At 70.3% G+C, this 26,933-nt stretch carries 24 protein-coding genes and 1 pseudogene; 11 read left to right on the forward strand and 14 right to left on the reverse strand.

The window, feature by feature from the left end; translation table 11 throughout:
- The 6 genes and pseudogenes from ACFSNB_RS08105 to hflK all read right to left on the reverse strand — a co-directional run.
- A pseudogene (locus ACFSNB_RS08105) lies at positions 1-315 on the reverse strand (hypothetical protein); the annotation flags it as partial.
- Positions 316-337: 22 nt separating this feature from the next.
- Positions 338-1,468 carry an LPS export ABC transporter permease LptF gene (lptF, locus tag ACFSNB_RS08110; RefSeq protein ID WP_377315653.1) on the reverse strand — a complete coding sequence of 377 codons (1,131 nt, stop codon included), beginning with the start codon at positions 1,466-1,468 and terminating at the stop codon, positions 338-340.
- Positions 1,469-1,554: 86 nt separating this feature from the next.
- Positions 1,555-3,345 (reverse strand): acyl-CoA dehydrogenase, encoded by a 1,791-nt coding sequence (locus ACFSNB_RS08115; RefSeq protein WP_377315654.1) that lies wholly within the window; start codon positions 3,343-3,345, stop codon positions 1,555-1,557.
- Between the two features lie 225 nt (positions 3,346-3,570).
- Entirely contained in the window at positions 3,571-5,082 is a 1,512-nt protein-coding gene (locus ACFSNB_RS08120; protein WP_377315655.1) for a DegQ family serine endoprotease, read from the reverse strand.
- A gap of 103 nt (positions 5,083-5,185) precedes the next feature.
- Positions 5,186-6,064 carry a protease modulator HflC gene (gene hflC / locus ACFSNB_RS08125; RefSeq protein ID WP_377315656.1) on the reverse strand — a complete coding sequence of 293 codons (879 nt, stop codon included), beginning with the start codon at positions 6,062-6,064 and terminating at the stop codon, positions 5,186-5,188.
- Positions 6,061-7,197, reverse strand: a complete 1,137-nt coding sequence (hflK, locus tag ACFSNB_RS08130; RefSeq protein ID WP_377315657.1) for an FtsH protease activity modulator HflK — start codon at positions 7,195-7,197, stop codon at positions 6,061-6,063. The genes hflC and hflK overlap by 4 nt, the downstream gene beginning before the upstream one ends.
- A gap of 312 nt (positions 7,198-7,509) precedes the next feature.
- Between hflK and ACFSNB_RS08135 the strand changes: the two genes are divergently transcribed.
- Entirely contained in the window at positions 7,510-8,553 is a 1,044-nt protein-coding gene (locus ACFSNB_RS08135; RefSeq protein ID WP_377315658.1) for an Mrp/NBP35 family ATP-binding protein, read from the forward strand.
- Between the two features lie 113 nt (positions 8,554-8,666).
- On the opposite strand, the gene ACFSNB_RS08140 is transcribed toward ACFSNB_RS08135, so the two are convergent.
- Positions 8,667-9,653, reverse strand: a complete 987-nt coding sequence (locus tag ACFSNB_RS08140; protein ID WP_377315659.1) for an amidohydrolase family protein — start codon at positions 9,651-9,653, stop codon at positions 8,667-8,669.
- Between the two features lie 77 nt (positions 9,654-9,730).
- Between ACFSNB_RS08140 and ACFSNB_RS08145 the strand changes: the two genes are divergently transcribed.
- Positions 9,731-10,927: a multidrug effflux MFS transporter gene (locus ACFSNB_RS08145; RefSeq protein ID WP_377315660.1), complete on the forward strand. Its 1,197-nt coding sequence runs from the start codon at positions 9,731-9,733 to the stop codon at positions 10,925-10,927.
- 79 nt (positions 10,928-11,006) lie between these two features.
- Here ACFSNB_RS08145 and ACFSNB_RS08150 read toward each other — a convergent pair whose 3' ends face one another.
- From ACFSNB_RS08150 to motA, 4 genes are all read right to left on the reverse strand, one after another.
- Positions 11,007-11,756 (reverse strand): arginyltransferase, encoded by a 750-nt coding sequence (locus tag ACFSNB_RS08150; RefSeq protein ID WP_377315662.1) that lies wholly within the window; start codon positions 11,754-11,756, stop codon positions 11,007-11,009.
- 150 nt (positions 11,757-11,906) lie between these two features.
- Positions 11,907-12,335: an RDD family protein gene (locus tag ACFSNB_RS08155; protein WP_377315664.1), complete on the reverse strand. Its 429-nt coding sequence runs from the start codon at positions 12,333-12,335 to the stop codon at positions 11,907-11,909.
- 83 nt (positions 12,336-12,418) lie between these two features.
- Positions 12,419-13,423 (reverse strand): flagellar motor protein MotB, encoded by a 1,005-nt coding sequence (locus ACFSNB_RS08160; RefSeq protein WP_377315666.1) that lies wholly within the window; start codon positions 13,421-13,423, stop codon positions 12,419-12,421.
- 49 nt (positions 13,424-13,472) lie between these two features.
- Entirely contained in the window at positions 13,473-14,333 is an 861-nt protein-coding gene (motA, locus tag ACFSNB_RS08165) for a flagellar motor stator protein MotA (protein WP_377315667.1), read from the reverse strand.
- A gap of 217 nt (positions 14,334-14,550) precedes the next feature.
- On the opposite strand from motA, the gene ACFSNB_RS08170 reads away from it, so the two are divergent.
- The 9 genes from ACFSNB_RS08170 to ACFSNB_RS08210 all read left to right on the forward strand — a co-directional run bounded on the left by ACFSNB_RS08170 (position 14,551) and on the right by ACFSNB_RS08210 (position 24,409).
- The gene (locus ACFSNB_RS08170; protein WP_377315669.1) at positions 14,551-16,704 is read left to right on the forward strand and encodes a RelA/SpoT family protein; all 2,154 of its coding nucleotides are present in this window, start codon (positions 14,551-14,553) and stop codon (positions 16,702-16,704) included.
- 56 nt (positions 16,705-16,760) lie between these two features.
- Entirely contained in the window at positions 16,761-17,519 is a 759-nt protein-coding gene (locus ACFSNB_RS08175; RefSeq protein ID WP_377315670.1) for a pyridoxine 5'-phosphate synthase, read from the forward strand.
- Entirely contained in the window at positions 17,516-17,920 is a 405-nt protein-coding gene (gene acpS, locus ACFSNB_RS08180) for a holo-ACP synthase (RefSeq protein WP_377315671.1), read from the forward strand. Before ACFSNB_RS08175 ends, acpS begins: the two co-directional genes overlap by 4 nt.
- A gap of 200 nt (positions 17,921-18,120) precedes the next feature.
- Complete coding sequence (lepB, locus tag ACFSNB_RS08185) at positions 18,121-18,864, forward strand: signal peptidase I (protein ID WP_377315672.1); 744 nt, start codon at positions 18,121-18,123, stop codon at positions 18,862-18,864.
- 5 nt (positions 18,865-18,869) lie between these two features.
- Complete coding sequence (gene rnc / locus ACFSNB_RS08190; protein WP_377315673.1) at positions 18,870-19,556, forward strand: ribonuclease III; 687 nt, start codon at positions 18,870-18,872, stop codon at positions 19,554-19,556.
- Positions 19,553-20,494 carry a GTPase Era gene (era, locus tag ACFSNB_RS08195; RefSeq protein ID WP_377315675.1) on the forward strand — a complete coding sequence of 314 codons (942 nt, stop codon included), beginning with the start codon at positions 19,553-19,555 and terminating at the stop codon, positions 20,492-20,494. Before rnc ends, era begins: the two co-directional genes overlap by 4 nt.
- A 108-nt stretch (positions 20,495-20,602) precedes the next feature.
- Positions 20,603-21,295: a DNA repair protein RecO gene (gene recO, locus ACFSNB_RS08200; RefSeq protein WP_377315677.1), complete on the forward strand. Its 693-nt coding sequence runs from the start codon at positions 20,603-20,605 to the stop codon at positions 21,293-21,295.
- Between the two features lie 92 nt (positions 21,296-21,387).
- Entirely contained in the window at positions 21,388-23,619 is a 2,232-nt protein-coding gene (gene parC, locus ACFSNB_RS08205; protein WP_377315679.1) for a DNA topoisomerase IV subunit A, read from the forward strand.
- Positions 23,620-23,701: 82 nt separating this feature from the next.
- Positions 23,702-24,409, forward strand: coding sequence for a hypothetical protein (locus ACFSNB_RS08210; RefSeq protein WP_377315680.1), 708 nt, complete (start codon positions 23,702-23,704; stop codon positions 24,407-24,409).
- 83 nt (positions 24,410-24,492) lie between these two features.
- Here the strand turns inward: ACFSNB_RS08210 and ACFSNB_RS08215 are convergent, their stop codons facing one another.
- The 3 genes from ACFSNB_RS08215 to tcuB all read right to left on the reverse strand — a co-directional run bounded on the left by ACFSNB_RS08215 (position 24,493) and on the right by tcuB (position 26,801).
- The gene (locus tag ACFSNB_RS08215) at positions 24,493-24,645 is read right to left on the reverse strand and encodes a hypothetical protein (RefSeq protein WP_377315682.1); all 153 of its coding nucleotides are present in this window, start codon (positions 24,643-24,645) and stop codon (positions 24,493-24,495) included.
- A 337-nt stretch (positions 24,646-24,982) separates the two neighbouring features.
- A complete protein-coding gene (locus ACFSNB_RS08220) occupies positions 24,983-25,735 on the reverse strand; it encodes a cobalt-precorrin-6A reductase (RefSeq protein WP_377315683.1) in 753 nt (250 codons plus the stop codon).
- Positions 25,725-26,801 (reverse strand): tricarballylate utilization 4Fe-4S protein TcuB, encoded by a 1,077-nt coding sequence (gene tcuB, locus ACFSNB_RS08225; protein WP_377315685.1) that lies wholly within the window; start codon positions 26,799-26,801, stop codon positions 25,725-25,727. Before tcuB ends, ACFSNB_RS08220 begins: the two co-directional genes overlap by 11 nt.
- Positions 26,802-26,933 lie beyond the last annotated feature (132 nt).

Raw genomic sequence — 26,933 nt, forward strand, 5'->3', positions numbered from 1 at the left:
GGCGGTGCGCGCGGCGCGGGGGGCGGGGGCCGCCGCGACCTCGGGCCGCAGCCGGCTGCCGAGCGGCGCGTCGGGGACGGCCGGGCGCGGCGCGGCGAGGGGAGACGGGACGACGGGAGATGGGGCGACGGGAGATGGGGCGACGGGCACGGGCGCGGCGGAAGACGGGGCGGCCTCGTCGTCGCCCCAGGCCTGGCCCCACGAGCCGACTTCGGGATAGGCCTGACCGGACTCGGTATCGGCCCAGGCCACCCCGGTCAGGGCGGTGGTCGATGCGAGCAGGGCGAGCAGCAGCGGGGGGCGGGACAAGGTCACCTCGGAGATCTCGGGCCGGCTTCTACAGGGTGGGGGGCACGGGGGCAACAACGGAACGCGGACGGCGGACCGGCCAGGGCGGGCGGACCAGCTGCCATCCACCGGCGGCGATCGGGATCAGGGCGGCCAGATAGATCGCCGGCACGAAGGCCAGATTGCCGGTGGCGAGGTTGGAGGCGCCGAGGGCGACCGCCTGGATCCCCACCATCGCCGCCACCGCGGTCAGGATCGGGGCGATCTGGCCGCGCCGGTTGAAGCCCGAGGTCAGCAGGATGGCGCAGGCGACCAGGGTGAAGCCGAGGGCGTAGAGCGGCGAGGTCAGGCGCGAATGCAGCTCGACCCGGAAGCGGCGATATTCGTTCGGCCCCAGTTCGTTCGGATCGGCCGCCCACAATTCGTCGAGTCCGCGTTCGCGGGCGTCGCGGAAGCGTTCGCCCTTGACCGTCTTGGCGGTGTCGAAATCGACGGTGTAGCTGTCGAAATGCAGCAGCGACAGCTGGCCGGTGCCGGGCGGCAGTTCCTGGCGGTTGCCGTTGACCATCAGCACCCGGGGGCCGGTCGGGGTCATCACCAGGGCGCCGCGCTCGGCCATGATCGTCACCGGCCGGCGCGGGTTGCGCTGGTCATGCACCAGGATGCCGGTCAGCTCGCCGGCCGGGGTGCGGGCGCGGACATAGATGGTCAGGCCGTCGCCGAACTTGTTGAACATCCCTTCCTGCAACAGCACGGTGCCGATGTCGTTGCGGATGGTCCATTGCATCTGGTGGAAGTCGCGCACCGTCAGCGGGATCAGCCAGCAGGTCAGCAGATAGCCGAGCACGACCACCGTCCCGGCCAGCAGCAGGGCCGGGCGCGACAGGGCGAGATGGCTGAGGCCGGCGGCGCGCAGCACCACCAGTTCGCGGTCGGCGATCAGGCGGTTGTAGGTGAACAGCACCACCCCGAACAGCGACACCGGCAGGATCACCACCAGGAAGCCCGGCATCAGCATCAGGGTCAGTTCAAGGAAGGCGAGCACCGACAGACCCTTGTTGACGATCATCTCGATGAATCGCAACGACTGGGTCAACCAGAGGATGGCCGCCAGCGCGAGGGAGACGAACAGCATCCCCACCGCGAGCTGGCGCAGAATATAGCGTGTGATTTGCGACATCGCGGGGGATTATAGACATCCCCCGCGACGGCGAACAGCGAAACTCACCCCCGCCTTGCGGCGGGGGGAGAAAGCGGCCGGGCGGCTCAGAACAGGTCGGCCGGCAGGGCGGTGACGCTGGCGGCGCCGGCGGCGACCATCGCCGCCAGCCCGCCGGCGCGGGGCAGGATCTGCTCGGCGTAGAAGCGGGCGGTGGTGCGCTTGGCGGCGAGGAAGGCCTGGTCCTCGGCCCCCTCGGCGAGGCGGCGGGTGGCGGCCAGCGCCATCCGCGCCGCCATCCAGCCGCCGGCCACCACCCCGGTCAGGTCGAGGAACGGCGTCGCCACCGCCCCGGCGAAGGCGGGGTCGCCGGCCTGCGCGCGCAGGATCAGGGCGACGCTGTCGGCCAGGGCGGCGCGACCGGCGGCGAGACCGTGCCGGACCGGGGCGAGGTCGGCGTCGTCGGGCCGGGCGGCCAGTTCGGCCAGGGTCGTGTCGATCGCGGCGAGCAGGGCGTCCATCGCCGCGCCCTGGTCGCGGATCAGCTTGCGGCCGATCAGGTCCATTGCCTGGATGCCGTTGGTGCCCTCGTAGATCGGGGCGATGCGGGCATCGCGCAGATGCTGGGCGACGCCGGATTCCTCGACATAGCCCATGCCGCCGAACACCTGGACGGCGAGATCGGCGACGGTGACGCCGTTGGCGGTGGCCCAGCCCTTGACCACCGGGATCAGCAGATCGACCAGCGCGTGGGCGGCGGCGCGCTCGGCCTTGTCGGGGGCGTGGCGGGCGAGGTCGAGCTGGGCGGCGGTGAAATAGGTCAGGGCGCGGCCGGCCTCGGTCAGGGCGCGCTGGGTCATCAGCATCCGCCGGACGTCGGGATGGTGCAGGATCGGGCCGGGGGCGTCGCGGCCGGGGGCGACCCCCTGCACCCGCTCGCGGGCATAGGCGACCGCCTTCTGGGCGGCGCGCTCGGCGACGGCGACGCCCTGAAGGCCGACGGCGAGGCGGGCGTTGTTCATCATGGTGAACATCAAAGCGAGGCCCTGGTTCTCGCGCCCGACCAGGGTGCCGATCGCCCCCTCGTCCTCGCCGAAGGCCATCACGCAGGTCGGGCTGCCATGGATGCCGAGCTTGTGTTCGAGCTTGAGGCAGGTGACGTCGTTGCGCTTGCCCAGGCTGCCATCGGCGTTGACCAGGAATTTCGGCACCACGAACAGCGAGATCCCCTTCGGGCCGGGGGGCGCGTCGGGCAGGCGGGCCAGCACCAGATGGACGATGTTGGCGGCGGCGTCATGTTCGCCGGCGGTGATGAAGATCTTCTGGCCGGTGATGCGGTAGTGGTCGCCGTCCCGGACCGCGCGGGTGCGCAGGGCGCCGAGGTCGGAACCGGCGCCGGGTTCGGTGAGGTTCATCGTCCCGGTCCATTCGCCGCTGACCAGCTTGGGCAACAGCAGGGCCTTCTGATCGGGGTCGCCATGGAGCGACAGCAGCTCGACCGCGCCCTGGGTCAGCATCGGGATCAGACCGAACGCCATGTTGGCGGCGTGCCAGACCTCCTGCACGGCGGTGGCGACCAGCCAGGGCAGGCCCTGGCCGCCGAATTCGGGATCGAAGGCGACGGCGTTCCAGCCGCCCTCGACGAAGCGGGCATAGGCGGTGGCGAAGCCGTCGGGCAGACGGACCTTGCCGGCGTCGAGCCGGCAGCCCTGGCGATCGCCGACCGGGTTGAGCGGGGCCAGCTCGCCGGCGCCGAAGCGGCCGGCTTCCTCCAGCACCGCCGCCACCAGATCGCGGGTCGCCTCGCCATAGCCGGGCAGCGCGGCGATGCGGTCGAGCGCGCCGATCTCCTCGATGACGAACTGCATGTCGCGGACCGGCGGAACGAAGGTGGGCATGAAGGTCTCCCGGTTCTGGTTGGATGTTGCAGTGCAGATTGGCCGCGAAACGGGTCCTCGCGTCAAGCGCAACAACGGAAGGGGGGTGTGGTGGCAAAGCGGCGGGCTGCCGCCCGCACCCGCCCGGGGCGAGGCCCCGGCCCCCCTTCTTTTTTGAAAAAAAAGGGAGGTCCGGAGGCATCGCCCCGGGCGGGTTGGCGGGCGGCAGCCCGCCGGTGACGGCCGTTACCGCTTGGCTTCGCCCAGCGGCAGGGCGATGTAGCGCAGTTGCTGAGGGTTCTCGACCCGCAGCAGCAGCGAACGCTGGTTGGCGCGACGGCCGTCCTCGACCGCCTTGGCCAGCTCCTGCGGGGCGCGGATCGGCTTGTGGTCGGCCTCGATGATCAGGTCGCCCGGGCGCAGGCCCTTCTCGGCTGCCGCGCTGTCGCCCTTGATCTCCGTTACCACCACCCCGTTCGAATCCTCGCCCAGCCCGAAGCGTTCGCGCAGGGGCGGGGTCAGGGTGGCCACGGTCAGGCCGGTGCCGGGGATCGCCTGGCTGCCCTCGCGCGGCTGGGCCGGCTTGTCCTTGCCGCCCTTGGTCCGGGCCAGCTTCTCGGCCGGATCCTCGGGCATCTCGCCGACGGTGGCGCCCAGCGTCACCTTCTTGCCGTCACGCCACACCACCATCTCGACCTTCTTGCCGATCGGGGTGGCGGCCACCACGCGCGGCAGGCGCCGCATCTCGGGGATGTCGCGGTCGTCGAAGCGCAGCACCACGTCGCCGTTCTTGAGCCCGGCCTTCTGGCCCGGGCCGTTCGGATCGACCGAGGCCACCAGCGCCCCGTGCGAATCCGGCAGGCCCATCGCCTCGGCCATGTCGGCGTCGAGCGACTGGATCCGCACCCCCAGCCAGCCGCGATGGACCTTGCCGTACTTGCGCAGATCGTCGATCACCGGGGTGGCCAGCGCGCTGGGGATGGCGAAGCCGATCCCGATCGAGCCGCCCGAGGGGGAGATGATCGCCGCGTTGATGCCGATCACCTCGCCCTTCATGTTGAACATCGGCCCGCCGGAATTGCCCCGGTTGATCGGGGCGTCGGTCTGGATGAAATCGTCGTAGGGGCCGGCGTTGATGTCGCGGGCGCGGGCCGAGACGATGCCGGTGGTGACGGTGCCGCCGAAGCCGAACGGATTGCCGATCGCCAGCACCCAGTCGCCCACCCGGGCCTCGTCGGAATTGCCGAAGGCGACCGGGACCAGGGTCTTCTTGCCCGGATCGATCTTCAGCAGGGCCAGATCGACCTTGGGGTCGCGGCCGACCACGGTGGCCTGGAACACGCTGTCGTCATGCAGCTTGACGCTGATCTCGTCGGCGTCGGCGATGACGTGGTTGTTGGTGACGATGTAGCCGGCCGGGTCGATGATGAAGCCCGAGCCGAGCGAATTGGCCTTGTGCGGGCGGTCGTCGCCGCCCTGCTGGCGTTCCATGAAGTCGCGGAAGAATTCCTCGAACGGCGAGCCGGGCGGGAATTGCGGCATTTCCATCGCCCCGTGCGGATTGCGCACGGTCTGGGTGGTGGAGATGTTGACCACGCTGGGCAGCAGCTTTTCCGCCAGATTGGCGAAGCTGTCCGGTACCGGGGCGGCCGGGGCGGCCCCCGGCAGCAGCAGCACCACCAGGCCGAACAGCGCCAGCGCCAGCGGCGCGAGCCGGCCCGGGCGGGCGGCGGTGGGGGAAGGGCGGGAGATGAACACCGGTCGAAACCCTCCTGAAAAGGGACGCGGAAAACCGACGGGCCGGCCCGAACGGACGTGACGGGGCACGGCGGCGCGGCCGGGGCCGCGCCGCCGGTCCGGCTTACTGGCGCGCCCCGCCCGGCCCGGCGTTGAGCACGCGCAGGAACTCGCTGTCGGGCGACAGCACCAGGGTGGTGTTGCCGTCGCCGAGCGAGTCCCGATAGGCCTGGAGCGAGCGATAGAGGTTGAAGAAGCGCGGATCCTTGCCGAACGCCTCGGCATAGACCCGGTTGGCTTCGGCGTCGCCCTGGCCGCGCTCAATCTGGGCCTGACGCTGCGCCTCGGCCAGCAGCACGGTGCGCTCGCGTTCGGCGCGGGCGCGGATCTGCTGCGACCATTCATAGCCCTGGGCGCGGGCCTCCTTGGCCTGCCGCTCGCGTTCGGACTTCATCCGGTCGTAGATCGACTGGCTGGTTTCCTCCGGCAGGTCGGCCCGGCGCAGGCGGACATCGACGATCTGGAGGCCGAGTTCACGGCTGGCGCGTTCGGCCACCTCCTTCTCGATCTGGCCCATGATGCCGGAACGCTCGTCCGACAGCAGCGAGGGCAGCATCACCTGACCGAGCACCCGCCGCATCGCCGAGGAGACGATCTGGGACAACTGGGTGCGGGCCTGGCTCTCGCTGCGCACCGCCTGATAGAACTTCAGCGGGTCGGCGATGCGGAAGCGGGTGAAGGTATCGACCACGATGCGCTTCTGGTCGCCGAGGATGATCTGCTCGTCGGGCGGATCGAGCGACAGCAGCCGGTTGTCGTAGCGGACCACGTCCTCGATGAACGGGATTTTGACGTGCAGGCCGGGATCCTTGATGGTGGCGCGGTGGGCGCCGAAGCGCAGCACCAGGGCCTGCTCGGTCTGATCGACCACGAACAGCGACGAGGCGGCGAGGATCAGCGCCAGGATCGCGGCGGCGGCGGCGTAGGGCAGGGCGCGGATCATTTCGCGCCTCCCTTCTTCAGCTCAGGCAGCGGCAGGTAGGGAACCACCCCCTGGGCGCCGCGCGCGGCCGGGTCGATCACGATCCGGGTCGATTTCTTCACCACCTCCTCCATGGTCTCGATGTAGAGGCGGCGCGCGGTGACGTCCTCCGCCTGCTTGTAGGCGCCGAGCACGGCGAGGAAGCGCTTGGCGTCACCCTGGGCGAGGTTGACCACCTGCTCGCGATAGGCCTGGGCCTCCTGGACCAGCCGTTCGGCCTCGCCGCGGGCGCGGGGAATGATGTCGTTGCGGTAGGCCTCGGCCTCGTTGCGGGCGCGTTCCTGGTCGGCGCGGGCGCGCTGGACGTCGTTGAAGGCGTCGATCACCGCGGCGGGGGGATCGACCTTCTGCAACTGGACCTGCTGGATCTCGATGCCGGCGTCGAAGCTGTCGAGCAGGCGTTGCAGTTCCTGCTGGGCCTGAAGGGCGATCAGCTCGCGCTTGTCGGACAGGGCGGCCTGGATCGGGTTGCGGGCGATCGCCTCGCGCAGGCTGCTTTCGGCGGCGAGACGGACGGTGATCTCGGGGTCGCGCACGCTGAACAGGAACTTGCCGGCGTCCTTGATCCGCCAGAACACGGCGGCATCGGCCTCGACGATGTTCTCGTCGCCGGTCAGCATCCGGCTTTCCTCGGGGACGTTGCGGCTGATCGCGGTGCGCTCGATGCGGGGATCGCCGGCCGAGCGGTAGCCGATCTGGAGCTGGTTGACCTTGGTGACCTTGGGCAGCAGCACGCTGTCGATCGGGTAGGGCAGGCGGTAATGCAGCCCGGGCTCGGTGGTGTCGATCCACTTGCCGAAGCGCAGCACCACGCCCTGCTCGTCGGGGCTGACCTTGTAGATGCCGGTGGCGGCCCAGGCGGCCAGCGCCGCCAGCACCGCCAGGGTGGCGACGCCCCGGCCGCCGAAGCCGCCGCCCGGCATGGCGCGGCGCAGCATCTCCTGGCCACGGCGGATGAACTCGTCGATGTCGGGGCCCTGACCACCGCCCGGGCCGCCGCCGGGACGGCCCCACGGGCCGCCGCCGTCGCCTCCGCTGCCCCCGCCGCTGCCCCAGGGGCCGCCGCCATCGCCGCCGCGCGGATTCCAAGCCATCCAGTTATCCTCTTCTGCGCCAAAGTCGGGCCGGGCGCCGTCACCGCCGCGCCGGCCGCCGGCTGGGTCGAACCAGAAGGGGGGCGCGGCCGGAGCCGGCTCCCTTTCCGGGGGAAGATAGGGGAGGATTCCGCAAGGTGCAACGCGGCTCGGCCCGGAAAAGTCGGGCGGGGACCGGGGGCGGGCGCCCCGGCGCGGTCGGCCGGGGTCTTTGCAACGCCGGTCGCGGGTGGCATATCTGACGGGTCGGGGCGGGCCGCCCCGGCAGCCTTGGCCCGCCCCGGCGGGCCTTCCCCCTGTACCGGAGACGTCATGGCCGACCCGACCGAAGCCCAGATCCTGCGCGCCCTCGCCACCCTGGCCGATCCCGATGGCGGCGGCGACATCGTCGCCAGCGGCCGGGTCGGTGGGCTCAGCCTGCGCGGCGGCAAGGTCGCCTTCACCCTGGCCGCCACCCCCGAAACCGCCCCCGCGCTGGAACAGCTGCGCGCCGCGGCCGAGGCGGCGGTGCGCGCCGTGCCCGGAATCGTCGCGGTGACGGCGGTGCTGACCGCCGAGCGCGCCGCCCCGGCCGAGCCGGCGGCGCCGCCCCGGCTGCTCGGCCAGATCGGCGCGGTGATCGCGGTGGCCTCGGGCAAGGGCGGGGTCGGCAAATCGACCACCGCCGTCAATCTGGCGCTGAGCTTCCGGGCGATGGGGCTGGCCACCGGCCTGCTCGACGCCGATCTGTTCGGGCCGTCGCTGCCGCTGATGCTGGGGATCGAGGGCCAGCCGGAAGAGGCGGCGGCGCTCCAGCCGGTTTACCGCCACGGGCTGGCCTGCATGTCGCTCGGCTTCCTGGTGCCGCCCGACGCCCCGGTGGTGTGGCGCGGCCCGATGGTTGCCGGCGCGGTCGAGCAATTGATGCGCGACGTCGCCTGGGGTCCGCTCGACGTGCTGGTGGTCGATCTGCCCCCCGGCACCGGCGACACCCAGCTGACCCTGGCCCAGCGCGCCCGGCTGGCCGGGGCGGTGATCGTCTCGACCCCGCAGGACCTCGCGCTGATCGACGCCGCCAAGGCGCTGGTGATGTTCCGCAAGGTCGAGGTGCCGGTGCTCGGCATCGTCGAGAACATGAGCAGCTACGTCTGTCCCAACTGCGGCCACGAGGCCCATCTGTTCGGCCATGGCGGGGCGCGGGCCGAGGCCGAACGCCTGGGCGTGCCGTTCCTGGGCGAGGTGCCGCTCGACATCGCCATCCGCCAGGGCGGCGACGAGGGGAATCCGATCGTGCTGGCCCAGCCCGACGGCCCCCACGCGCGGGCCTATCGCGCCATCGCCGAGAAGGTCTGGGCCGAGGTCGCCCCCAAGGCCTGAAACGCGGGGGCGCCGCCCCCGCACCCCCGCCAAGGGCCGCAAGGCCCTTGGATCCCACGGGTGAAGGGCCGGTGGCCCTTCGCGGGATTGCCAAGGGGCGCGCCCCTTGGCGCTCAGGCGAGAGCCTCCCCCCGCAGCAGGGTATCGCGCTCGGTCGCGGTGAGGTCGGCCCCGGCGACGGCGGCGCGGGCCGGGTCGAGGGTCAGCGCCGGGCAGTCGCTGCCGAACACCAGCCGGTCGGCGCCGAGGGTGCGGGCGGCCAGGGTCAGCGAAGCCGCGCCGAACGAGGCGGTATCGGCCAGGATGTGGCGCGGGCGGCCGTCGGCGCGTGACGGCGGCAGGCCCATCCGTTCCGCCGTCAGGGCGATCCGTTCCACCAGCAGCGGCAGGGTGCCGGCGAGGTTGGCGAGGCGGATCCGCGCCTCGGGGTAGGGATCAAGCAGGCCGGTGTAATCCAGCGTGATCGCGGCGGCGGTCAGGCTGTCCTGGAACCCGACCGCGCGGCGGCGGATCATCGCCAGCGGGTCGTCGCCGCCCGCCGGCCAGGGGCGGCCGGAGATCGGGCCGGGATGGACGAAGAGCTGGGTGCGCAGGCGGTGGGCCGCCGCCAGCACCGGGCGAAAGCGGTCGGCGGTGGCATCGTCGGCGAAGGCGTCGGCCGGCAGCATGCCGCCCTCCAGCCCCTGCTCCTCCACCGCGATCGCCAGCAGCCGCGCCGCCCGGTCGGGGTCGGCGGTCGGCAGCAAAGCGAGCCCGCCGAAGCGGCCGCCGGATTCGCGGGCAAGGCGGGCGAAGCCGCGATTGGTCGCCTCGGCCACCGCCTGTTCGAGGTCCGGCGGCAGGGCGGCGGGGAAGATCCCGGCGATCACCGCCAGCGACAGCACTTGCCGGTCGATCCCGGCCTGGTCGAGCGCGGCGCGGCGGGCGTCGAGGTCGAGCTGGGCCTCCTTGACCGCCGGGGCGCGGCCGTCGGGCAGGCGCAGGCGGCGGGCGGCGCCGTCGCGGATCAGGCAGGGCGGGGTGGCGCGGCCGGCCAGCAGCGCCAGCGCCTCGGGCGGGATCCAGTGGGCGTGCCAGTCGGTGACGGCGGGGGCGTTCATCGGGCTCCGGCGGGGTTGGCGGCGGGCGGGGGCCGGCTATAATGCCGCCTCCGGCCATCGCGGGGAAAGGGGATCCGGTGACGCAGACCACGGTGGGGGGCCCGGCGCCCGATCCGGTGCGGCTGGCCTGGGCGCTGGGGCTGGCCTCGGCGTTCGGTCCGTTCGCGATCGACATGTATCTGCCGGCCTTTCCCGCCATCGCCGCCGAGCTGTCCTGCCCGGTCGGCACGGTGCAGATGACGCTGGCGGTGTTCCTGCTCGGGCTGGCGGCGGGACAGGTGCTGTGGGGCAGTCTGGCCGACCGGATCGGCCGCCGCCTGCCCCTGCTGGCCGGCTGCCTGCTGTTCACCCTGTCCTCGATCCTGTGCGCCCTGACCGACTCGATTGAACTGCTGCTGGCGGCCCGCTTCGTGATGGGGGTGGCGGGCTCGGCCGGGTCGGTGGTGCCGCGCGCGATCGTGCGCGACCTGTTCGAGGAGGCCGAGGCGGCGCGCTTCTACGCCCTGACCATGCTGATCGGCGGGATCGCCCCGGTGGTGGCGCCGGTGCTGGGCGGGCTGCTGTTCGAGGCGGTGGGGTGGCGGCCGATCTTCTGGTCGATCGCCGCGATCGGCGCCGCCAGCTTCGTCCTGACCGCCGCCTTGGTGCCGGAGACGCTGTCCCCCGCCGCCACCCGTCCGGCGGCCGGGCTGCTGCGCACCTACGCCTGGGTGCTGAGCCGGCGCGCCTTCCTGGCCCCGGCGCTGGCGCTGGGCTGTTCGTTCGGGATGCTGTTCAGCTACATCACCAGCTCGTCGCTGGTGTTCATCACCGTCTATGGCGTGCCGCCGGGCCGGTTCGGCCTGCTGTTCGGAGCGGTGTCGCTGGTGCTGTATGGCGGCGCGCTGGCCAGCCGCTGGCTGTTGCAGCACCGCGCCGCCGCGCCGCTGCTGCGGCTGGCGAGTCTGGTGGCGGTGGCGGGCGGATTCGGGCTGGTGGCCTGCGCCTGGACCGGCTGGGGCGGCTTTCCGCTGTTCTTCGCCCTGCTGCTGGTCAGCCTGTCGAACCTTGGCCTGCTGTTCCCGATCGTCACCGCGATGACGATGCAGCCGTTCCCGACCGCCGCCGGGGCCGCCTCGGCCCTGCTCGGCATCCTACAATTCCTGATCGGCGCGCTCGCCGGCGCCTTGTCCGGCCTGATCCACGACGGCACCGCCCTGCCGATGGCCTGCCAGATTGCCCTGTTCGCCCTGGCGACCTGGCTGCTGCTCGGCCTCACCCCCTCGCGCCGCTAATTGGGTCGAGGGCCTTCGGCCCTCGGGCGGGGATCGCCAAGGGGCGCCCCGCCCCTTGGCTCGGCGTGCCGAAGTTTCCTCAGTCGAGGGTGGCGGCCGGCGGCGGCGCGGGCTCGAAGGCGTGCCATCCCTCCGGCCCGAAGGCTTCGAGCGGCTGGAAGCGGGCCTTGTAGGACATCTTGCGGCTGTCGGCGATCCAGTAGCCGAGATAGACGTAGGGCAGCCCGATTTCGCGCGAGCGTTCGATCAGCCACAGCACCACCTGGGTGCCGAGGCTGCGGTGGTGCAGATCGGGATCGAAGAAGCTGTAGACGGCGGACAGCCCGTCGCGCATCCGGTCGGCGAGGCAGGTGGCGACCAGGGTGCCGTCGGGCTGGCGGAACTCGATCAGGAAGGTATCGACCGGGCTGTCCTCGACCATCGAGCGGTAATCGTAGAACCCCATCAGGGCCATGTCGCCGCCGGCATGGCGGGATTCCTGGTAGCGGGCGAACAGGCGGTATTGCTCGGCGGTGGCGCGGGCGGGGACCTTGCGGGCGACCAGCTCGGCGTTGGCGCGGGCGATGCGGCGCATGGTGCGGCTGGGGGTGAAGCGGTCGGCGACGATCCGCACCGGGATGCAGGCGGCGCAGCCGGGGCAGGCCGGGGTGTAGGCGATCGAGTGGCTGCGGCGGAAGCCGGCGCGCGACAGCGCCTCGTGCAGGCCGTCGGCGTCGGGGCCGTTCAGCTCGGTGACGATCTTGCGCTCCAGCCGCCCGGCCACGTAGGGGCAGGGCAGCGGCGCGGTGGTGAAGAAGAAATGTGGTCGCTTGAGAGGGAAATGATCCATCGTCTCGATTCCGGAAAGCGATCCTCTTCCCACGCGGGGACTGCCTTGGCGCCGCCGGGATCGTCGGCCCGCTGACCCCGATATGGGGATCCCCGGCGCCGCTGCAAACCTTCGTCTGGGGGGAGCGGTCAAAAACCGCCGGAACGGCGCTCAGCGCCAGCCGGCCGGATCGTTGACCACCACCACCCCGGCCAGCCAGTCATGCAGGGCGCGGCGGCGGGGATTGAACAGCGTCACCAGCAAAATCAGGCTGCCGGTGACGGCGACCGACAGATAGAACCCGGCGCCATGGGCCAGCGCCTGCCACCAGGCGGGATGGCCGGCGTTGGCCTCGGCGCCCGGCCGCACCGACATCACCCGGAGGCCGGCGATGCGCATGCCGAAGGTGGCGGCGCGCGGCCCGGCGACGGTGACGACGTGATAGGCCAGCGGCACCAGCCCGAGCAGCACCGCCAGCAGCGGCCACAGCAGGCCGAAACTGAGGGCGCCGACGATCACGGCGGCGACCAGGGCCATCAGCCACAGCAGCCCGACCACCGCCAGATCGAGACAGTAAGCATAAACCCGGCGCGGGGTCACGCCGAGATAGTAAATCGGGTACCGCCACGGATCGTCCCAGGCCAGCCGGTCCGGCAGCGGCCCGGGCAGGGGACGCGGCTCGGTCAGGGCTTGCTCCCCCGGGTCATCGGCACCGACAGGGTCTTCGAGTCGGTCGGGCCGAGATCGCTGTCGCGCAGCAGGATGATGCTGATGCGGCGGTTGCGCACCGCCTTGGGATCCTTGGCGTCGAGCGGGTCCTGGTCGGCGCGGCCGACGACGCGGTCGATGCGGTTTTCCGGCACCCCGGCGGCGACCAGGATCCGGCGCGAGGCGAGGGCGCGGTCGGCCGACAATTCCCAGTTGGTGTAGCCGGAGGGATCGCGGAACGGCACCGCGTCGGTGTTGCCGGAGATCGAGATGCGGTTGTCGGGCAATTGCTTGATCACCCGCGCCACCATGTCGAGCATGGCGCGGGTGTGGCCATAGGGGGCGCTGGAGCCCGAGGGGAACATCGCCAGCCCCTCCTGGTCGGTGATCTGGATCCGCAGCCCCTCGGGGGTGTTGTCAACCAGCATGCTGCCCTGGAACTGCTTCAGCTCGGGGATGCCCTTGACCGCGTTCTGCAACACTTCCTTGGCCTTGTCGAAACGCTGCTGCTCGCGCTTGGCCATGGTTTCCTTGAACTGCTCCTCGCTGATCGTGCCCTGCTGGCCCTGACCCTGCTGGCCCTGCTCGCTGCCGGGGCTGCCGGGCTGGTCGGGGCTGGCCTGGGGCTCGACCGGGGTGGAGAGGTCGTTGCCGTCCTGGCTGAGCGAGGAGGGCGGCAGCGACTGGACCAGGGCCGGGGAGGAGGTCTGGTTGACCTGGGCGCCCTCGCCGATGGTCTGGCCGCCCAGCACCCCGCCGGCGCCGTTGGTGCTGTCCGAGGCCATGGTCGGGGCGAAATAGTTCGACACCCCGGTCAATTGCTCCTCGGTGACGGCGTTGAGCAGCCACAGCAGCAGGAAGAACGCCATCATCGCGGTGACGAAATCGGCGTAGGCGACCTTCCAGGCGCCGCCGTGATGGCCGGCGCCGCCTTTCTTGATCCGCTTGATGATGATCGGGTTGCCGCCGCTTTCGGCCATGGTCGCGTGCCTCTATCGGGGGGGAGGGGGAGGAGGGGAGGGCGACCGGTCAGTCGGGCGGCAGGTTGGTCACCGTCTCTTCCAGTTCCTGGAAGGTCGGGCGCAGTTCGTCGGGCAGGATCTTGCGGGCGAATTCGATCGACACCTGCGGGGCGTAGCCCTGCATGTGGCCGAGCAGCCCATGCTTGAGCGCCAGCAGATAATAGTGGTCCGAATCGAAACACAACTGCATGTTGCGGGCGATCGGGGCGACGAAGCCGTAGGAGATCAGCACGCCCGAGAAGGTCCCGACCAGCGCGGCGCCGATCAGGTGGCCCAGCACCTCGGGCGGCTCGGTGATCGAGCCCATGGTGTGGATCACGCCGAGCACCGCGGCGACGATGCCGAGGGCGGGCATCGCGTCGGACATCAGGTTCACGGCGTGGGAAATCTCGTGGTAGTGCTTGTGGTGGGCCTCAAGCTCGCCGTCGATGATGGTCTCAAGCTCGTGGGCGTTGCTGGTGCCGAGGGTCAGCAGCCGCAGATAGTCGCACAGGAAGGTGCGGATGTGGTGGTCGCCGTTGAACTTGGGGAACTTGGCGAACAGCGGGCTTTCGTCGGGTTTTTCGACGTGGCTTTCGAGCGCCAGATCGCCCTTGGTCTTGGCCAGCTTGAACACCGCGTACATCATCGACAGCATCTCAAGGTAATCGTCCTTGCCGTGATGCGGCCCCTTGAAGATCAAGGCGATGTTGGCGGCGATGCCGGTGATGATGGATTTGGGGTTGCCGATCAGCATCGAGCCGACGGCGGCGCCGATGATGATGACCCATTCGAACGGCTGGAACAGCACGTCGAGGTGACCGCCAGGCGCGGCGTATCCGCCGATCACGCTGACGAAGATCACGATGATGCCGATGATCGCGAACATGGATTTCCCCTGGTCCCCCGCTTGCGCTTAGACGGGTGGTAGCCCAATCTGCCCGAAAGTCTGCAATAATTCCTTACCGCCGTCCCATGTCAACGCACGGGATGTGAAAAAAGGGGGCCGGGTTGCGCGGTTTCCTCTTTTCCGCCGCCGCCGCGGCGGTCAAACTTGGGCCAGAGGTGGTGTCGCCCGACCGGCCGCGCAAGGAGTCTGCCCCAGCATGATGCGCCAGTTCGAACTGGTGGAACGTGTCAAGTCCTACGATCCCGCCGCGGACGAGGATGCGATCAACCGTGCCTATGTTTACGCGATGAAGATGCATGGCTCGCAATTGCGGGCCTCGGGCGATCCCTACTTCTCGCATCCAATCGAAGTCGCCGGCATCCTGACCCGCTACCGGCTCGATTTCGCCTCGATCATCACCGCCCTGCTGCACGACACCGTCGAGGACACCCCGGCGACGCTGGAGGAGATCGAACGCCTGTTCGGGGCCGAGATCGCCCGGCTGGTCGATGGCGTCACCAAGCTCAACCGGATCGAGCTGCAATCCGACCACAACAAGCAGGCCGAGAATCTGCGCAAGCTGGTGCTGGCGATGAGCGAGGACATCCGGGTCCTGCTGGTCAAGCTGGCCGACCGCATGCACAACATGCGGACGCTGCATTACATCAAGAACCCCGACAAGCGCCGCCGCATCGCGCTTGAGACGATGGAGATCTACGCCCCGCTGGCCGAGCGCATCGGCATGCAGGAAATCAAGATGGAGCTGGAGGATCTCGCCTTCACCGAGCTTCATCCCGACGCGCGCGCCTCGATCGTGGCGCGGCTCGGCTTCCTGCGCGAGCAGGGCGGCGACCTGATCGGCCGCATCCTGGAGGAACTGCGCAAGATCCTGACCGAGGCCGGGATCAACGCCACCGTGTCGGGGCGGGAAAAGACCCCCTACTCGATCTGGCAGAAGATGCAGCGCAAGAATGTCGGCTTCGAGCAATTGTCCGACATCATGGCCTTCCGCGTCGGGGTGGACGGGGTCGAGGATTGCTACCGCGCGCTGGGGGTGATCCATTCGAAATATCCGATGGTGCCCAACCGCTTCAAGGACTACATCTCGGTCCCCAAGCCCAACGGCTACCGCTCGCTGCATACCGGGGTATTCGGGCCCGAGCGCCAGCGGATCGAGATCCAGATCCGCACCCACGAGATGCACGAGGTGTCGGAACTCGGCGTCGCCGCCCACTGGAAATACAAGCGCGAGGGCTCGGCCAAGCCGACCGACGGCCGCCAGTACCGCTGGCTGCGCGAGCTGCTCGACATCCTCGAACACGCCTCGAACCCCGAGGAATTCCTTGAGCACACCAAGCTCGAGATGTTCCAGGATCAGGTGTTCTGCTTCACCCCCAAGGGCGACCTGATCGCCCTGCCGCGCGGGGCCTGCGCGGTCGATTTCGCCTATGCCGTCCATTCCCAGATCGGCGACACCTGCGTCGGCGCCAAGGTCAACGGCCGCATCCTGCCGCTCCGGACCGAGCTTCAGAACGGCGATCAGGTCGAGATCATCACCTCGAAGGCGCAGACCCCCAACCCGACCTGGGAACGCTTCGTCGTCACCGGCAAGGCCCGCGCCCGCATCCGCCGCTTCGTCCGCACCCAGCAGCGCACCCAATATGTCGAGCTGGGGCGCGGCATGCTGGCCCGCGCCTTCCGCCAGGAAGGCTACGACGCCACCGACAAGGCGCTCGACGGGGTGCTGAAGATCCACAAGGCCGCCACGGTCGAGGATCTGGTGGCGATGGTGGGCGAGGGCCTGCTGTCGGCGCGCGAGGTGCTGGTCTCGGTGTTCCCCGAGCTGAAGGCCAAGGCGGCCCAGCTCCGTCCCGACAATGTCGTCGCGCTGAAGGGCCGCCCGCCCGAGCGCCGCGACAAGGCCGGGGCGATGCCGATCAAGGGGCTGATCCCCGGCATGGCGATGCATTTCGCCGGCTGTTGCCACCCCTTGCCCGGCGACCGCATCGTCGGTATCGTCGCCACCGGCCGCGGCGTGACGATCCACACCATCGATTGCGAAAATCTCGAACAATTCGTCGATCAGCCCGAACGCTGGCTTGACGTCGCCTGGGACGATGCCGACGACAAGGCCCATGTCGGCCGGATCGATCTGGTCGTCACCAACGAACCCGGGGCGCTCGGCGCGGTCTCGACCGTGATCGCCAAGAACATGGGCAACATCACCAACCTCAAGATCACCAACCGGACCAACGATTTCTTCGAGATGATCATCGACATCGAGGTGCGGGACGTCAAACACCTGACCAACGTCATCGCCGCCCTGCGCGCCACCCCGACCATCAGCTCGGTCGAGCGCGCCCGCAACTGAGCCCCGCCCCCGCCCCGCCGTTTCCGTTCCTATCCCCGACTGGAGCTTTGCCCGAGATGACCCCCCGTCGTCTTCGCCTCGGCGTCAACATCGATCACGTCGCCACCCTGCGCAACGCGCGCGGCGGCGCCCATCCCGATCCGGTGCGCGCCGCCGCCGCCGCCGCCCGCGCCGGGGCCGACGGCATCACCGCCCATCTGCGCGAGGATCGCCGCCACATCACCGACCGCGACATCGAACGCCTGCGCGCCGAGATCGCCCTGCCGCTCAACATGGAGATGGCCGCCACCCCGGAAATGGTGGCGATCGCCGCCCGGCTGAGGCCGCACGCGGTGTGCGTGGTGCCCGAACGGCGCGAGGAGCGCACCACCGAGGGCGGACTCGACGTCGCCGGCCGGCGCGAGGCGCTGCGCGAACTGCTCGCCCCCCTGATCGCCGCCGGCATCCGCGTGTCGATGTTCGTCGAGCCCGAGCCGGTCCAGCTCGACGCCGCCCGCGCCATCGGCGCCCCGGTGGTCGAGCTGCATACCGGCGCCTATTGCAACGCCGCCGCCGGCCCGGCGCGCGAGGCCGAACTCCAACGGGTGGTGCGCGCCGCCGCCCATGCCGAGGCGCTCGGGCTCGAATGCCATGCCGGCCACGGCCTCGGTTTCGATACCGTGCTGCCGGTGGCGGCGATCGCGACCATCACCGAACTCAACATCGGCCATTTTCTGATCGGCGAGGCGGTGTTCACCGGGCTTGACGCCGCGATCGGCCGGATGCGCGGGCTGATGGACGCGGTGCGGCCGCTGCCGGTGGAGCCGGCGCGGTGATCCTTGGCCTCGGCAACGACCTGATCGACATCCGCCGGATCGAACGCTCGATCGCCCGCTTCGGCGACCGCTTCCTCGACCGGGTGTTCACCCCGGTCGAGCGCGCCCGCGCCGAGGCCCGCACCGAATCCCTGCGCGCCGCCACCTACGCCAAGCGTTACGCCGCCAAGGAGGCCTGTGCCAAGGCGCTCGGCACCGGCTTCGCCGAGGGGGTGTTCTGGCGCGACATCGGGGTGGTCGATCTCGGCGCCGGCCGTCCTGGCCTCGCCCTGACCGGCGGCGCCGCCGCCCGGCTGGCCGCGCTTGTTCCGCCCGGCCACGCCGCCCGGATCGACCTCGCCATGACCGACGAATTCCCGCTGGCCGAGGCGACGGTGATTCTCTCCGCCGTCCCCGCCTGACCATGCCCGAAAGAAAAGGGAGTCCGAGGCATCGCCTCGGGCGGAGACCGGGGCGGCAGCCCCGCAGCCGGCCCCCGTTCGGGTCCCCGGCATCCACGCGGCTTGACTTGCCGGTCGGCTGCTGGCTTGATCGGCGCGGCCGATTTGGGGCGATCCGACCGGTTCGTCCTCTTTCTTCAAAGCTTTAGGCGGTTTGTTTGATGTCCAGAGGCAAATCCAGCGGGATGGTCGAGACGATCCGGACCATCATCTACGCGATGCTGATCGCCGCCGTGATCCGCACCGTCGCCTTCGAGCCGTTCAACATTCCCTCCGGCTCGATGATTCCGTCGCTGCTGATCGGCGATTATCTGTTCGTGTCGAAATACGCCTACGGCTATTCGCGCTATTCGATGCCGTTCGGCCTTGGCCCCAGCGGCGGCCGGCTGTTCGAGCGGGTGCCCGAGCGCGGCGACGTGGTGGTGTTCAAAAAGCCGACCGAAAACAAGGTCGATTACATCAAGCGGGTGATCGGCCTGCCCGGCGACCGCGTCCAGGTGATCAACGGCCTGCTCCACATCAACGGCGCCCCGGTCAAGCGCGACCGGATCGAGGATTTCATCGACCGCGACCGCGACGGCAACATCATCCGCGCCCCCCAGTACATCGAGACCCTGCCCAACGGCCGCCAGCACCGCATCATCGAGTTCCTCGGCGACAACGGCCCGGCCGACAACACGATGGAATATGTCGTCCCGCCCGGCCATTACTTCATGATGGGCGACAACCGCGACAATTCGGCGGATTCGCGCTTCCTGACCGAGGTCGGCTACGTCCCGGCCGAGAATCTGGTCGGCCGCGCCGAGATCCTGTTCTTCTCCGGCGACGGCAGCGCCGCGCTGTGGGAAGTGTGGCGCTGGCCGTGGGGCATCCGCTATTCCCGCCTGTTCCAGAAGATCGAGTAGCGCCGATGCAGCCCGATCATCCCCTGTCGGCGGCGCTGGGCCATCGCTTCGCCCGCCCCGACCTGCTGACCCAGGCCCTGACCCATCCCAGCGTCGATCACGGCCGGCGCGGCAAGGGCCGCCAGCCCGATTACGAGCGGCTGGAATTCCTCGGCGACCGCGTCCTCGGTCTGGTGGTGGCCGACATGCTGTTCCGGCGCTATCCTGACGAGCCGGAAGGGGCGCTGGCCCGGCGCTTCACCGCCCTGGTCCGGCGCGAGGCGGTGGCCCGCGTCGCCGAGCGGATCGGCCTCGGCCCCCATCTGGCGATGGCCCGGGGCGACGAGGAGGCCGGCGGCCGCAGCAACCAGGGCATCCTCGCCGATGCCTGCGAGGCGGTGATCGGCGCGCTGTTCGCCGATGCCGGCTACGAGGTCGCCGCCGCCTTCGTGCGCGGCCAGTGGTCGGAACAGATGGAAGAGACGGCGGCGCCCCCCAAGGACGCCAAGACCGCGTTGCAGGAATGGGCCCAGGGGCGCGGCCGCGCCCTGCCGGCCTATCGGGTGGTGGCGGCGGAAGGCCCGCCGCACGATCCGGTGTTCGAGGTGGCGGTCGTGGTCGCCGGGCTGGCCGAGGCCAGCGGCCGCGGCCCGTCGAAGCGGGTGGCCGAGCAGGCCGCCGCCGCCGCTTTGTTGAAGAAGGTGATGGAATGAGTGAGTGTGAGACCCCGCCGACCGACGTGGCCCCCGCTGGCGGCGAGACGCCGCGCTGCGGCTTCGTCGCCGTGGTCGGGGCCCCCAATGCCGGTAAATCGACCCTGGTCAACGCCCTGGTCGGCACCAAGGTGTCGATCGTGTCGCCCAAGGTCCAGACCACCCGCTTCCGCGTCCTCGGCATCGCCCTGGTCGGCGCCGCCCAGGTGATCCTGGCCGACACCCCCGGCATCTTCCAGCCGCGCAAGCGGCTGGAGCGGGCGATGGTCGCCGCCGCCTGGACCGGCGCCGCCGATGCCGAGCATGTCTGTCTGGTGGTCGATGCCCAGCGCGGCCTCGACGACGACACCCGCGCCATCATCGCCCAGCTCAAGGAAGCCGGGCGGCAGGTGGTGCTGGTGCTCAACAAGATCGATCTGATCCGCCGCGACAAGCTGCTGAGCCTGACCGCCGACCTGCATGCCGAGGGGCTGTTCTCGGCGGTGTTCATGGTCAGCGCGCTGACCGGGGACGGGGTGGGCGATCTGCTGACCCATCTGGCCGGGCTGGTCGCGCCGGGGCCGTGGATGTTCCCCGAGGATCAGGTCTCCGATCTGCCCCAGCGGCTGCTGGCGGCGGAGATTACCCGCGAGAAGGCGTTTCTGGCGCTGTATCAGGAATTGCCTTATTCGCTGCACGTCGAAAGCGAACGCTGGCAGGAGCGCGAGGACGGCTCCGCCCGCATCGATCAGGTGATCTATGTCGAGCGCGACAGTCAGAAGGCCATCGTCCTCGGCAAGGGCGGGCGCCAGATCAAGGCGATCGGGGCGGCGGCGCGGGCCGAGCTGGAAGAGCTGCTGGAGCGGCGAATCCATCTGTTCCTGCATGTCAAGGTGCGGGAAGACTGGAGCGAAAAGCGCGATTCCTATTCGGAAATCGGGCTCGATTACGACGTTTGACGGTAAAAACAATGCGGGCTCTGCCCGCACCCGCCAGGAGCCAGCGGCTCCTGGACCTGCTTCGGTGGGAATGCGCCCCCGGCGTCTTTCAGCTTGGGCGGAGGCGGCATGGAATGGGACGACGAAGCCCTGTTGCTCGCGGTACGCCGGCACGGGGAGCATGCCGGGATCGTCAGTTGTCTGACCCAAGGGCATGGGCGGGTCGTCGGGCTGGTGCATGGCATCGCCTCCCGCGAACGGCGCGGGGTGGTGCAGGTCGGCAATCGGGTTCGGTTGTGGTGGCGGGCTCGGCTGCCTGAGCAGATGGGGACGCTCAAGGTCGAATTGGTGACCGCCCATGCCGCCGCCGCGCTGGGCGATGCCGGGCGGCTGGCGGCCCTCGCCGCCGGGTGTGCCCTGGCCGAGCGGACCCTGCCGGAGCGGGCGCCTCAGCCCGCCGCCTTCGCCGCCCTGGCCGCCTTGCTCGATGCCCTGCCGGCCGAATCCTGGGCCAGCGTCTATGTTCATTTCGAACTGGCGCTGCTGCGCGATCTTGGCTTCGGTCTCGACCTGTCGGCCTGTGCCGTCAGTGGCACGGTCGAGGACCTCGCCTATGTCAGCCCCCGCACCGGCCGCGCGGTGTCGCGGGCGGCGGGGGAGCCCTGGCGCGATCGCCTGCTGCCGCTGCCGCCGTTTTTGACCCGGGGCGGCGAAGGCTCTGTGGCGGAGATCCGTGACGCCCTGCGCCTGACCGGTTATTTTCTCGACCGCCATGCCGGCCCGCTTCCCCCCGCCCGCGCCCGCCTGGTCGATCGCTTTTAAAAGGGAACGGGGTCCAGGGGCCTTACGGCCCCTGGCGGGTGTGGGCAGCGCCCACTGTTGTTGTTTTTGTTCTGACTACGCCGAGGAACTTGATGCCGAAACACGCCGCCCCCGCCCCGACCGGAGAGATCCGGCCGACGCCGCTGGCCGAAGCGCTGGGCGAGCGCTATCTCGCCTATGCGATGTCCACCATCGTCTCGCGCTCGCTGCCCGACGTGCGCGACGGGCTGAAGCCGGTGCATCGCCGCCTGCTTTACGCGATGCGCCAGTTGAAGCTCGACCCCGAGGGCGGCTTCAAGAAATGCGCCCGCGTCGTCGGCGACGTGATCGGTAAGTACCACCCCCATGGCGACGTCGCCGTCTATGACACCATGGTCCGGCTGGCGCAGGATTTCGCGGTGCGTTATCCGCTGGTCGAGGGCCAGGGCAATTTCGGCAACATCGACGGCGATAACGCGGCGGCGATGCGTTACACCGAGGCCAAGCTGACCCCGGTGGCGATGGCGCTGATGGAAGGGCTCGACCAGGACGCGGTCGATTTCCGCCCGACCTATGACGGCAGCGAGGAAGAGCCGGTGGTGATGCCGGCGGCCTTTCCTAACCTGCTCGCCAACGGCGCCGCCGGCATCGCGGTCGGCATGGCCACCAGCATTCCCCCCCACAATGTCGGCGAGATCTGCGACGCGCTCGACTGGCTGATCGCCCATCCCGATTGCGCGGTGGACGATCTGGTGGCGCGGATGCCGGGGCCGGACTTTCCCACCGGCGGGGTGCTGGTCGAGGACCGCGCCGCGATCGCCGAGGCCTACCGCACCGGCAAGGGCGGTTTCCGCCTGCGCGCCCGCTGGACGGTCGAGAAGCTGTCGCACGGCCTCTACCAGATCATCGTCACCGAGATCCCCTACCAGATCCAGAAGGCCAAGCTGATCGAGCGGATCGCCGAGCTGCTGGGCGAAAAGAAACTGCCGCTGCTGGGCGACATCCGCGACGAATCCGCCGAGGATGTCCGCCTCGTGCTGGAGCCGCGCAACCGCACCGTCGAGCCGGCGCTGGTGATGGAGCAATTGTTCCGCCAGACCGACCTTGAGGTCCGCGTTCCCCTCAACATGAACGTGCTCGACGCCCAGTCGGTGCCGCGGGTGATGGATCTCAAGGAGGTGCTGGCCGCCTTCCTCGCCCACCGGCTGGAGGTGCTGGAGCGCCGCTCGCGCTTCCGCCTCGACAAGATCGCCCACCGGCTGGAGGTGCTCGACGGCTTCCTCGCCGTCTATGCCGACCTCGACACGGTGATCCACCTGATCCGCACCGCCGACGATCCCAAGGCGGCGCTGATCAAGCGGTTCCGCCTGACCGAGATCCAGGCCGAGGCGATCCTCAACATGCGGCTGCGCAGCCTCAACAAGTTGCAGGAAATCGAGATCCGCCGCGAGCATGACGCCCTGTCGAAGGAGAAGGCCGGGCTGGAAGCGCTGCTGGCCGATCCGAAGAAATGCTGGAAGGCGATCGGCAAGGAGATCGCCGAGACCCGCAAGGCGTTCGGCGGCGCCACCGCGCTCGGCCGCCGCCGCACCGAGCTGGCCGAGGCCCCGGTGGCGCTGGAGGTCCCCCCCGAGGCCTGCATCGAGCGCGAGCCGATCACCCTGGTGCTGTCGGAAATGGGCTGGGTGCGGGCGCTGAAGGGCCATGTCGACAATGCCGACGGGCTGAAATTCAAGGAAGGCGACCAGTTCCGCCTCGCTCTGCCGACCTGGACCACCGACAAGATCCTGGTGCTGGCCTCGGACGGGCGCTTCTTCACCCTGTCCGGCGACCGGCTGCCGTCCGGGCGCGGCCAGGGCGAGCCGATCCGGCTGATGATCGACCTCGCCCCCGAGGCCGAGATCGTCACCGTGATGGTCCACCAGCCCGGCCGCCGCCTGCTGCTGGCCAGCGACGGCGGGCGCGGCTTCATCGTCCAGGAAAACGACGTGGTGGCCCAGACCCGCGCCGGCAAGAGCGTGCTGAGCGTGGCCGAGGGCGAACGCGCCCGCTTCTGCCTGCCGGTGGCCGGCGACGCGGTGGCGATCCTCGGCGACAACCGCAAGCTGCTGGTGTTCAAGCTGGACGAGATCCCGGACATGACCCGGGGACGCGGGGTGATCCTCCAGAAGTACCGCGACGGCGGCACCGCCGACATCAAGCTGTTCACCCTGGCCGACGGCCTGAGCTGGAGCCTGGGCGAGCGCACCCGCACCGAGACCGACCTGACCCTGTGGCTGGGCAAGCGCGCCTCGGTCGGCCGGCTGCCGCCCAACGGCTTCCCGCGCAGCAACCGCTTCGGTTGAACATCTTCGGGCCGCCGGGGATGGCAAACGGCGGCCCGCCCCCCATCTACCCCAGAGAGCGCGGTCAGGAACAACAGCGGCGATGAGCGGGCAGACGCAGAGCGAGCAGCGGAGGGAACGGCCCGACCCGGCCGGGGCCGGGCTCAATTACGCCGCGATCGAACGGGCGCTGCGGGCGTTCCAGGCCGACATCGACCGCATCAACGCGGTGCTGGGCAGCCACCTCGAACCGGTCGAGGACGGGGTGATCGCCAACATGATCGACGGCTACCGTCTGATCGAGGCTTGGCTGGCCGAGGGACTCGACCCGTTCAGCCCCGGCCATTCGGAATCCCTGCTCGACCTCAACGCCCTGGTGCTGTGCGGCCCCGACCCGGCGGCGCGGGCGGCCCATCAGGGCCATCTCGCCGCGACACGCGAACGCTTCTACAGCCAGCAGGGCGGCGGCGGCATCGGCACCCTGGTCGAATGGTACAAGCGCAACCGGGGTCAGGAGGTGTGGAGCCTCGCCGCCGGCCTGTTCCTCGAAATCATCCACCAGCCGCAATTGTTCGTCGAAGGCAACCACCGGACCGGGGTGCTGCTGATCAATTACCTGCTGCTGCGTGACGGCCGCGCTCCGTTCGTGCTGACCCCGGACAATGCCTTGCCGTTCTTCACCCTGGCCGCCGGGGCCGGGCATCAACGCCCGGTCCGGCTGGCCCTGCTGCTCGGCGGCGGGCCGCGCGCCGATCTGGCCCATTTCCTCGCCGATCACGCCCGCGACTGCGAACGCTTTCGTCGGCAGTGAGTTTGGCGGGCTTCCGCCCGCACCCGACCGGGGCGATGCCCCGGACCCCCTTTGATTTCATCAATGAGGGCGGGGCGGTGTCGTCAACAGCTCCGGCCGGCGCGGATCATCGATTCCGCTCGTTGCACCGCGTTCTCGATCGCCGAGGCGGGGGCGGTGAACAGGTTGAGGCCGTTGAGCGCCAGGATCATGCTGACGGTGAACACCAGGTGTTCCGGGATGGGTTCGATACGCATGGAGGAGTCTCCTCTCTTTGCGCAGCAGGGGGTTCGCCTGCTGTCTATCATCGCTCCAATTAATAAAGAAGTGATTGCGCCTCGCACCCGCCGCAAGGGGATCCGGCCGGGGATAAGAAAAAAATTACTACCTTCGTTCTATACCGCCTATGCAAAACGAGCGGGGTTGTTGCTACCCGAGGCCGCGTGCCGCATCGTTGGTTCGGACGCCTGCCGCCCCGCCCCCCGCCTGGAGGCTGTCGCCTCCAGACCTCCCCTGTTTTCATCAAGAGAATCAAAGGGGGTTTGGGGCATCGCCCCAAGCAGGTTTGGGCGGCAGCCCAATAAGGGGCTGGATTCAGTCCGCCAGGGTCCGCGCCAGCCAGTCGAGCGCCTCGGCGACGGTGGCGACGGTGGGGGTGGCGGGCCGGGGCGGGCGGCGGCGCATCACCACCCGCACCCCCAGCTCCCGCGCCACCGCCAGTTTGGCGTCGGTGGCGCTGCCGCCGCTGTTCTTGCACACCAGCGCGTCGATCTGTCGCCCCGCCAGCAGGGCGCGTTCGTCCTCGGCGCTGAACGGGCCGCGCGCCAGCAGGATCTCGGCCTGGGCGAATGGCGGCATCGGCTCGGGCGGCTCGACCGAGCGGATCAGGAACCACACCCGATCAAGCGCGGCGAACGGGGCGAGGTCCTGCCGCCCCAGCGCCAGCAGCACCCGCCGCGCCCCCAGGGCGGCGAGGCGTTCCACCGCCTGATCCCACTCATCGACCTCGTCCCACGCATCCTCCGGACCGGGCCGCCACGCCGGCCGTTCCACCCGCAGCAGTGGCAGGCCGAGCCCGGCGCAGGCGGTGGCGGCGTTCCAGCCCATCCGGCTGGCGAAGGGGTGGGTGCAATCGACCACGGCGGCGGTGCCGCGTTGGCGCAGCCACGCGGCCAGTCCCTCCGGCCCGCCGAAGCCGCCGATCCGGCTTTCGCCCGCCGGCAGGCGCGGCGACGAGGTGCGGCCGGCCAGCGACGAGACCGGGGTGAAGCGGGGATGGTCGGCGAGGGCGGCGGCGAGGGCGTAGCCCTCGGTGGTGCCGCCGAGGATCAGGATCTCAGGACGCATGGTCGGACCGTTCCAGCGCCGCGCGCAGCAAAGCGACGGCGCGATAGGGGGCATGGGCGAACTTGCCGTGCGGCAGGGCGACGAACAGGCCGAGCACCGTGCCGAGGTGAAGGGCGAGGAGAATGCCCATCGCCGGCCCGTCGCGCAACAGCAGCAGGGCAAGGCCGCTGGCCGCCACCGCCAGGATCTGGGCCAGCAGCAGCCGGTCGGCCGCCGCCGCCGCCGGGGCCACCGGCCCGGGATCGGCGCCGTGCCGCAGCGCCAGCAGCCCGAGCGCCCCGGCCATCAGCCCGAACCCGCCCAGCGTGCCGAGCAGCACCGGCGCGCTGTGCCACGGATAGGGCGCCGGCCAGTCGAGCCCATGGTGATAGAAGGTCGCCACGACCGTGGCGGCGAAACAGGCGGCCATCCCGCCGGCCAGCAGGTGATGCAGCCGGCGCCGCCGCTGCGACAGGGTGCCGTCGCCCTCGTCGCAGCCGGCGCCGCCGCCCGACAGGTTGCGCAGGCTGACCGCGTCGGCCAGCGCCGCCAGCGCCACCCGCGCCGGCACGTCGCGCAGCCTGACCCCGCCGTCGCGCCACAGCCGCGCCACCCCCTGCGCCAGCGCCAGCAGCGACCAGCCCAGCGGCAAGGCGGCGGCGAGGCTCATCACCCCCCATGGAATGACGCGGTAGAACGCCCCCGGCCCGAAATGGCTGGCGAACAGCAGCTCGGGCGGCACCAGCGCCAGGGTCAGCAGCAGCGGCAACAGGGTGGCGGCCAGCACCACCAGCCCCAGCCCGGGCAGCGGCCGGGGCCAGGCGAGATCCCGTTGCGAGCGCAGCCGCAGCTCGGCCAAAGCGCGCGGCAGGTTGACTGCGAACGGATGCGGCGGCGCGTATTGGCAGGCCTGCCAGCAATTGCGGCAGTTGTGGCAGAGATGGGCGAGGTAATCCAACTCGGCATCGGCAAAGTCCCGCCGCCGCTCGGCGGCACGGAACAGCTCGCAATAGCCGTTGCAGTACTTGCAGACGTTGCACAGCGTCAGCAGCCGCCGCGCCTCGGCCCGCACCGGATCGATCGCCATCCGTTGCCTCGCTCGGTGGGCTCCGCCCACACCCGCCAAGGGCCGCAAGGCCCTTGGAACCCGTCACTTTGGCGCCGGCGGTGCCCGACCATCGAGGGGATCCAAGGGCCTTGCGGCCCTTGGCGGGTTCGG

Origin of the sequence: Phaeospirillum tilakii (assembly GCF_042683125.1) — a bacterium.
GTDB lineage: Bacteria > Pseudomonadota > Alphaproteobacteria > Rhodospirillales > Magnetospirillaceae > Phaeospirillum > Phaeospirillum tilakii.

Excerpts from the sequence above, each read along its gene's own strand:
- ACFSNB_RS08135 (WP_377315658.1), top strand. The coding sequence starts at position 7,510 with ATGGCCGACCCGACCGAAGCCCAGATCCTGCGCGCCCTCGCCACCCTG.
- hflK (WP_377315657.1), bottom strand. The coding sequence starts at position 7,197 with ATGGCTTGGAATCCGCGCGGCGGCGATGGCGGCGGCCCCTGGGGCAGC.
- recO (WP_377315677.1), top strand. The coding sequence starts at position 20,603 with ATGGAATGGGACGACGAAGCCCTGTTGCTCGCGGTACGCCGGCACGGG.
- hflC (WP_377315656.1), bottom strand. The coding sequence starts at position 6,064 with ATGATCCGCGCCCTGCCCTACGCCGCCGCCGCCGCGATCCTGGCGCTG.
- ACFSNB_RS08140 (WP_377315659.1), bottom strand. The coding sequence starts at position 9,653 with ATGAACGCCCCCGCCGTCACCGACTGGCACGCCCACTGGATCCCGCCC.
- tcuB (WP_377315685.1), bottom strand. The coding sequence starts at position 26,801 with ATGGCGATCGATCCGGTGCGGGCCGAGGCGCGGCGGCTGCTGACGCTG.
- ACFSNB_RS08115 (WP_377315654.1), bottom strand. The coding sequence starts at position 3,345 with ATGCCCACCTTCGTTCCGCCGGTCCGCGACATGCAGTTCGTCATCGAG.
- motA (WP_377315667.1), bottom strand. The coding sequence starts at position 14,333 with ATGTTCGCGATCATCGGCATCATCGTGATCTTCGTCAGCGTGATCGGC.
- ACFSNB_RS08210 (WP_377315680.1), top strand. The coding sequence starts at position 23,702 with ATGAGCGGGCAGACGCAGAGCGAGCAGCGGAGGGAACGGCCCGACCCG.
- ACFSNB_RS08150 (WP_377315662.1), bottom strand. The coding sequence starts at position 11,756 with ATGGATCATTTCCCTCTCAAGCGACCACATTTCTTCTTCACCACCGCG.
- ACFSNB_RS08170 (WP_377315669.1), top strand. The coding sequence starts at position 14,551 with ATGATGCGCCAGTTCGAACTGGTGGAACGTGTCAAGTCCTACGATCCC.
- ACFSNB_RS08160 (WP_377315666.1), bottom strand. The coding sequence starts at position 13,423 with ATGGCCGAAAGCGGCGGCAACCCGATCATCATCAAGCGGATCAAGAAA.
- ACFSNB_RS08220 (WP_377315683.1), bottom strand. The coding sequence starts at position 25,735 with ATGCGTCCTGAGATCCTGATCCTCGGCGGCACCACCGAGGGCTACGCC.
- ACFSNB_RS08175 (WP_377315670.1), top strand. The coding sequence starts at position 16,761 with ATGACCCCCCGTCGTCTTCGCCTCGGCGTCAACATCGATCACGTCGCC.
- lepB (WP_377315672.1), top strand. The coding sequence starts at position 18,121 with ATGTCCAGAGGCAAATCCAGCGGGATGGTCGAGACGATCCGGACCATC.
- era (WP_377315675.1), top strand. The coding sequence starts at position 19,553 with ATGAGTGAGTGTGAGACCCCGCCGACCGACGTGGCCCCCGCTGGCGGC.
- lptF (WP_377315653.1), bottom strand. The coding sequence starts at position 1,468 with ATGTCGCAAATCACACGCTATATTCTGCGCCAGCTCGCGGTGGGGATG.
- rnc (WP_377315673.1), top strand. The coding sequence starts at position 18,870 with ATGCAGCCCGATCATCCCCTGTCGGCGGCGCTGGGCCATCGCTTCGCC.
- parC (WP_377315679.1), top strand. The coding sequence starts at position 21,388 with ATGCCGAAACACGCCGCCCCCGCCCCGACCGGAGAGATCCGGCCGACG.
- ACFSNB_RS08215 (WP_377315682.1), bottom strand. The coding sequence starts at position 24,645 with ATGCGTATCGAACCCATCCCGGAACACCTGGTGTTCACCGTCAGCATG.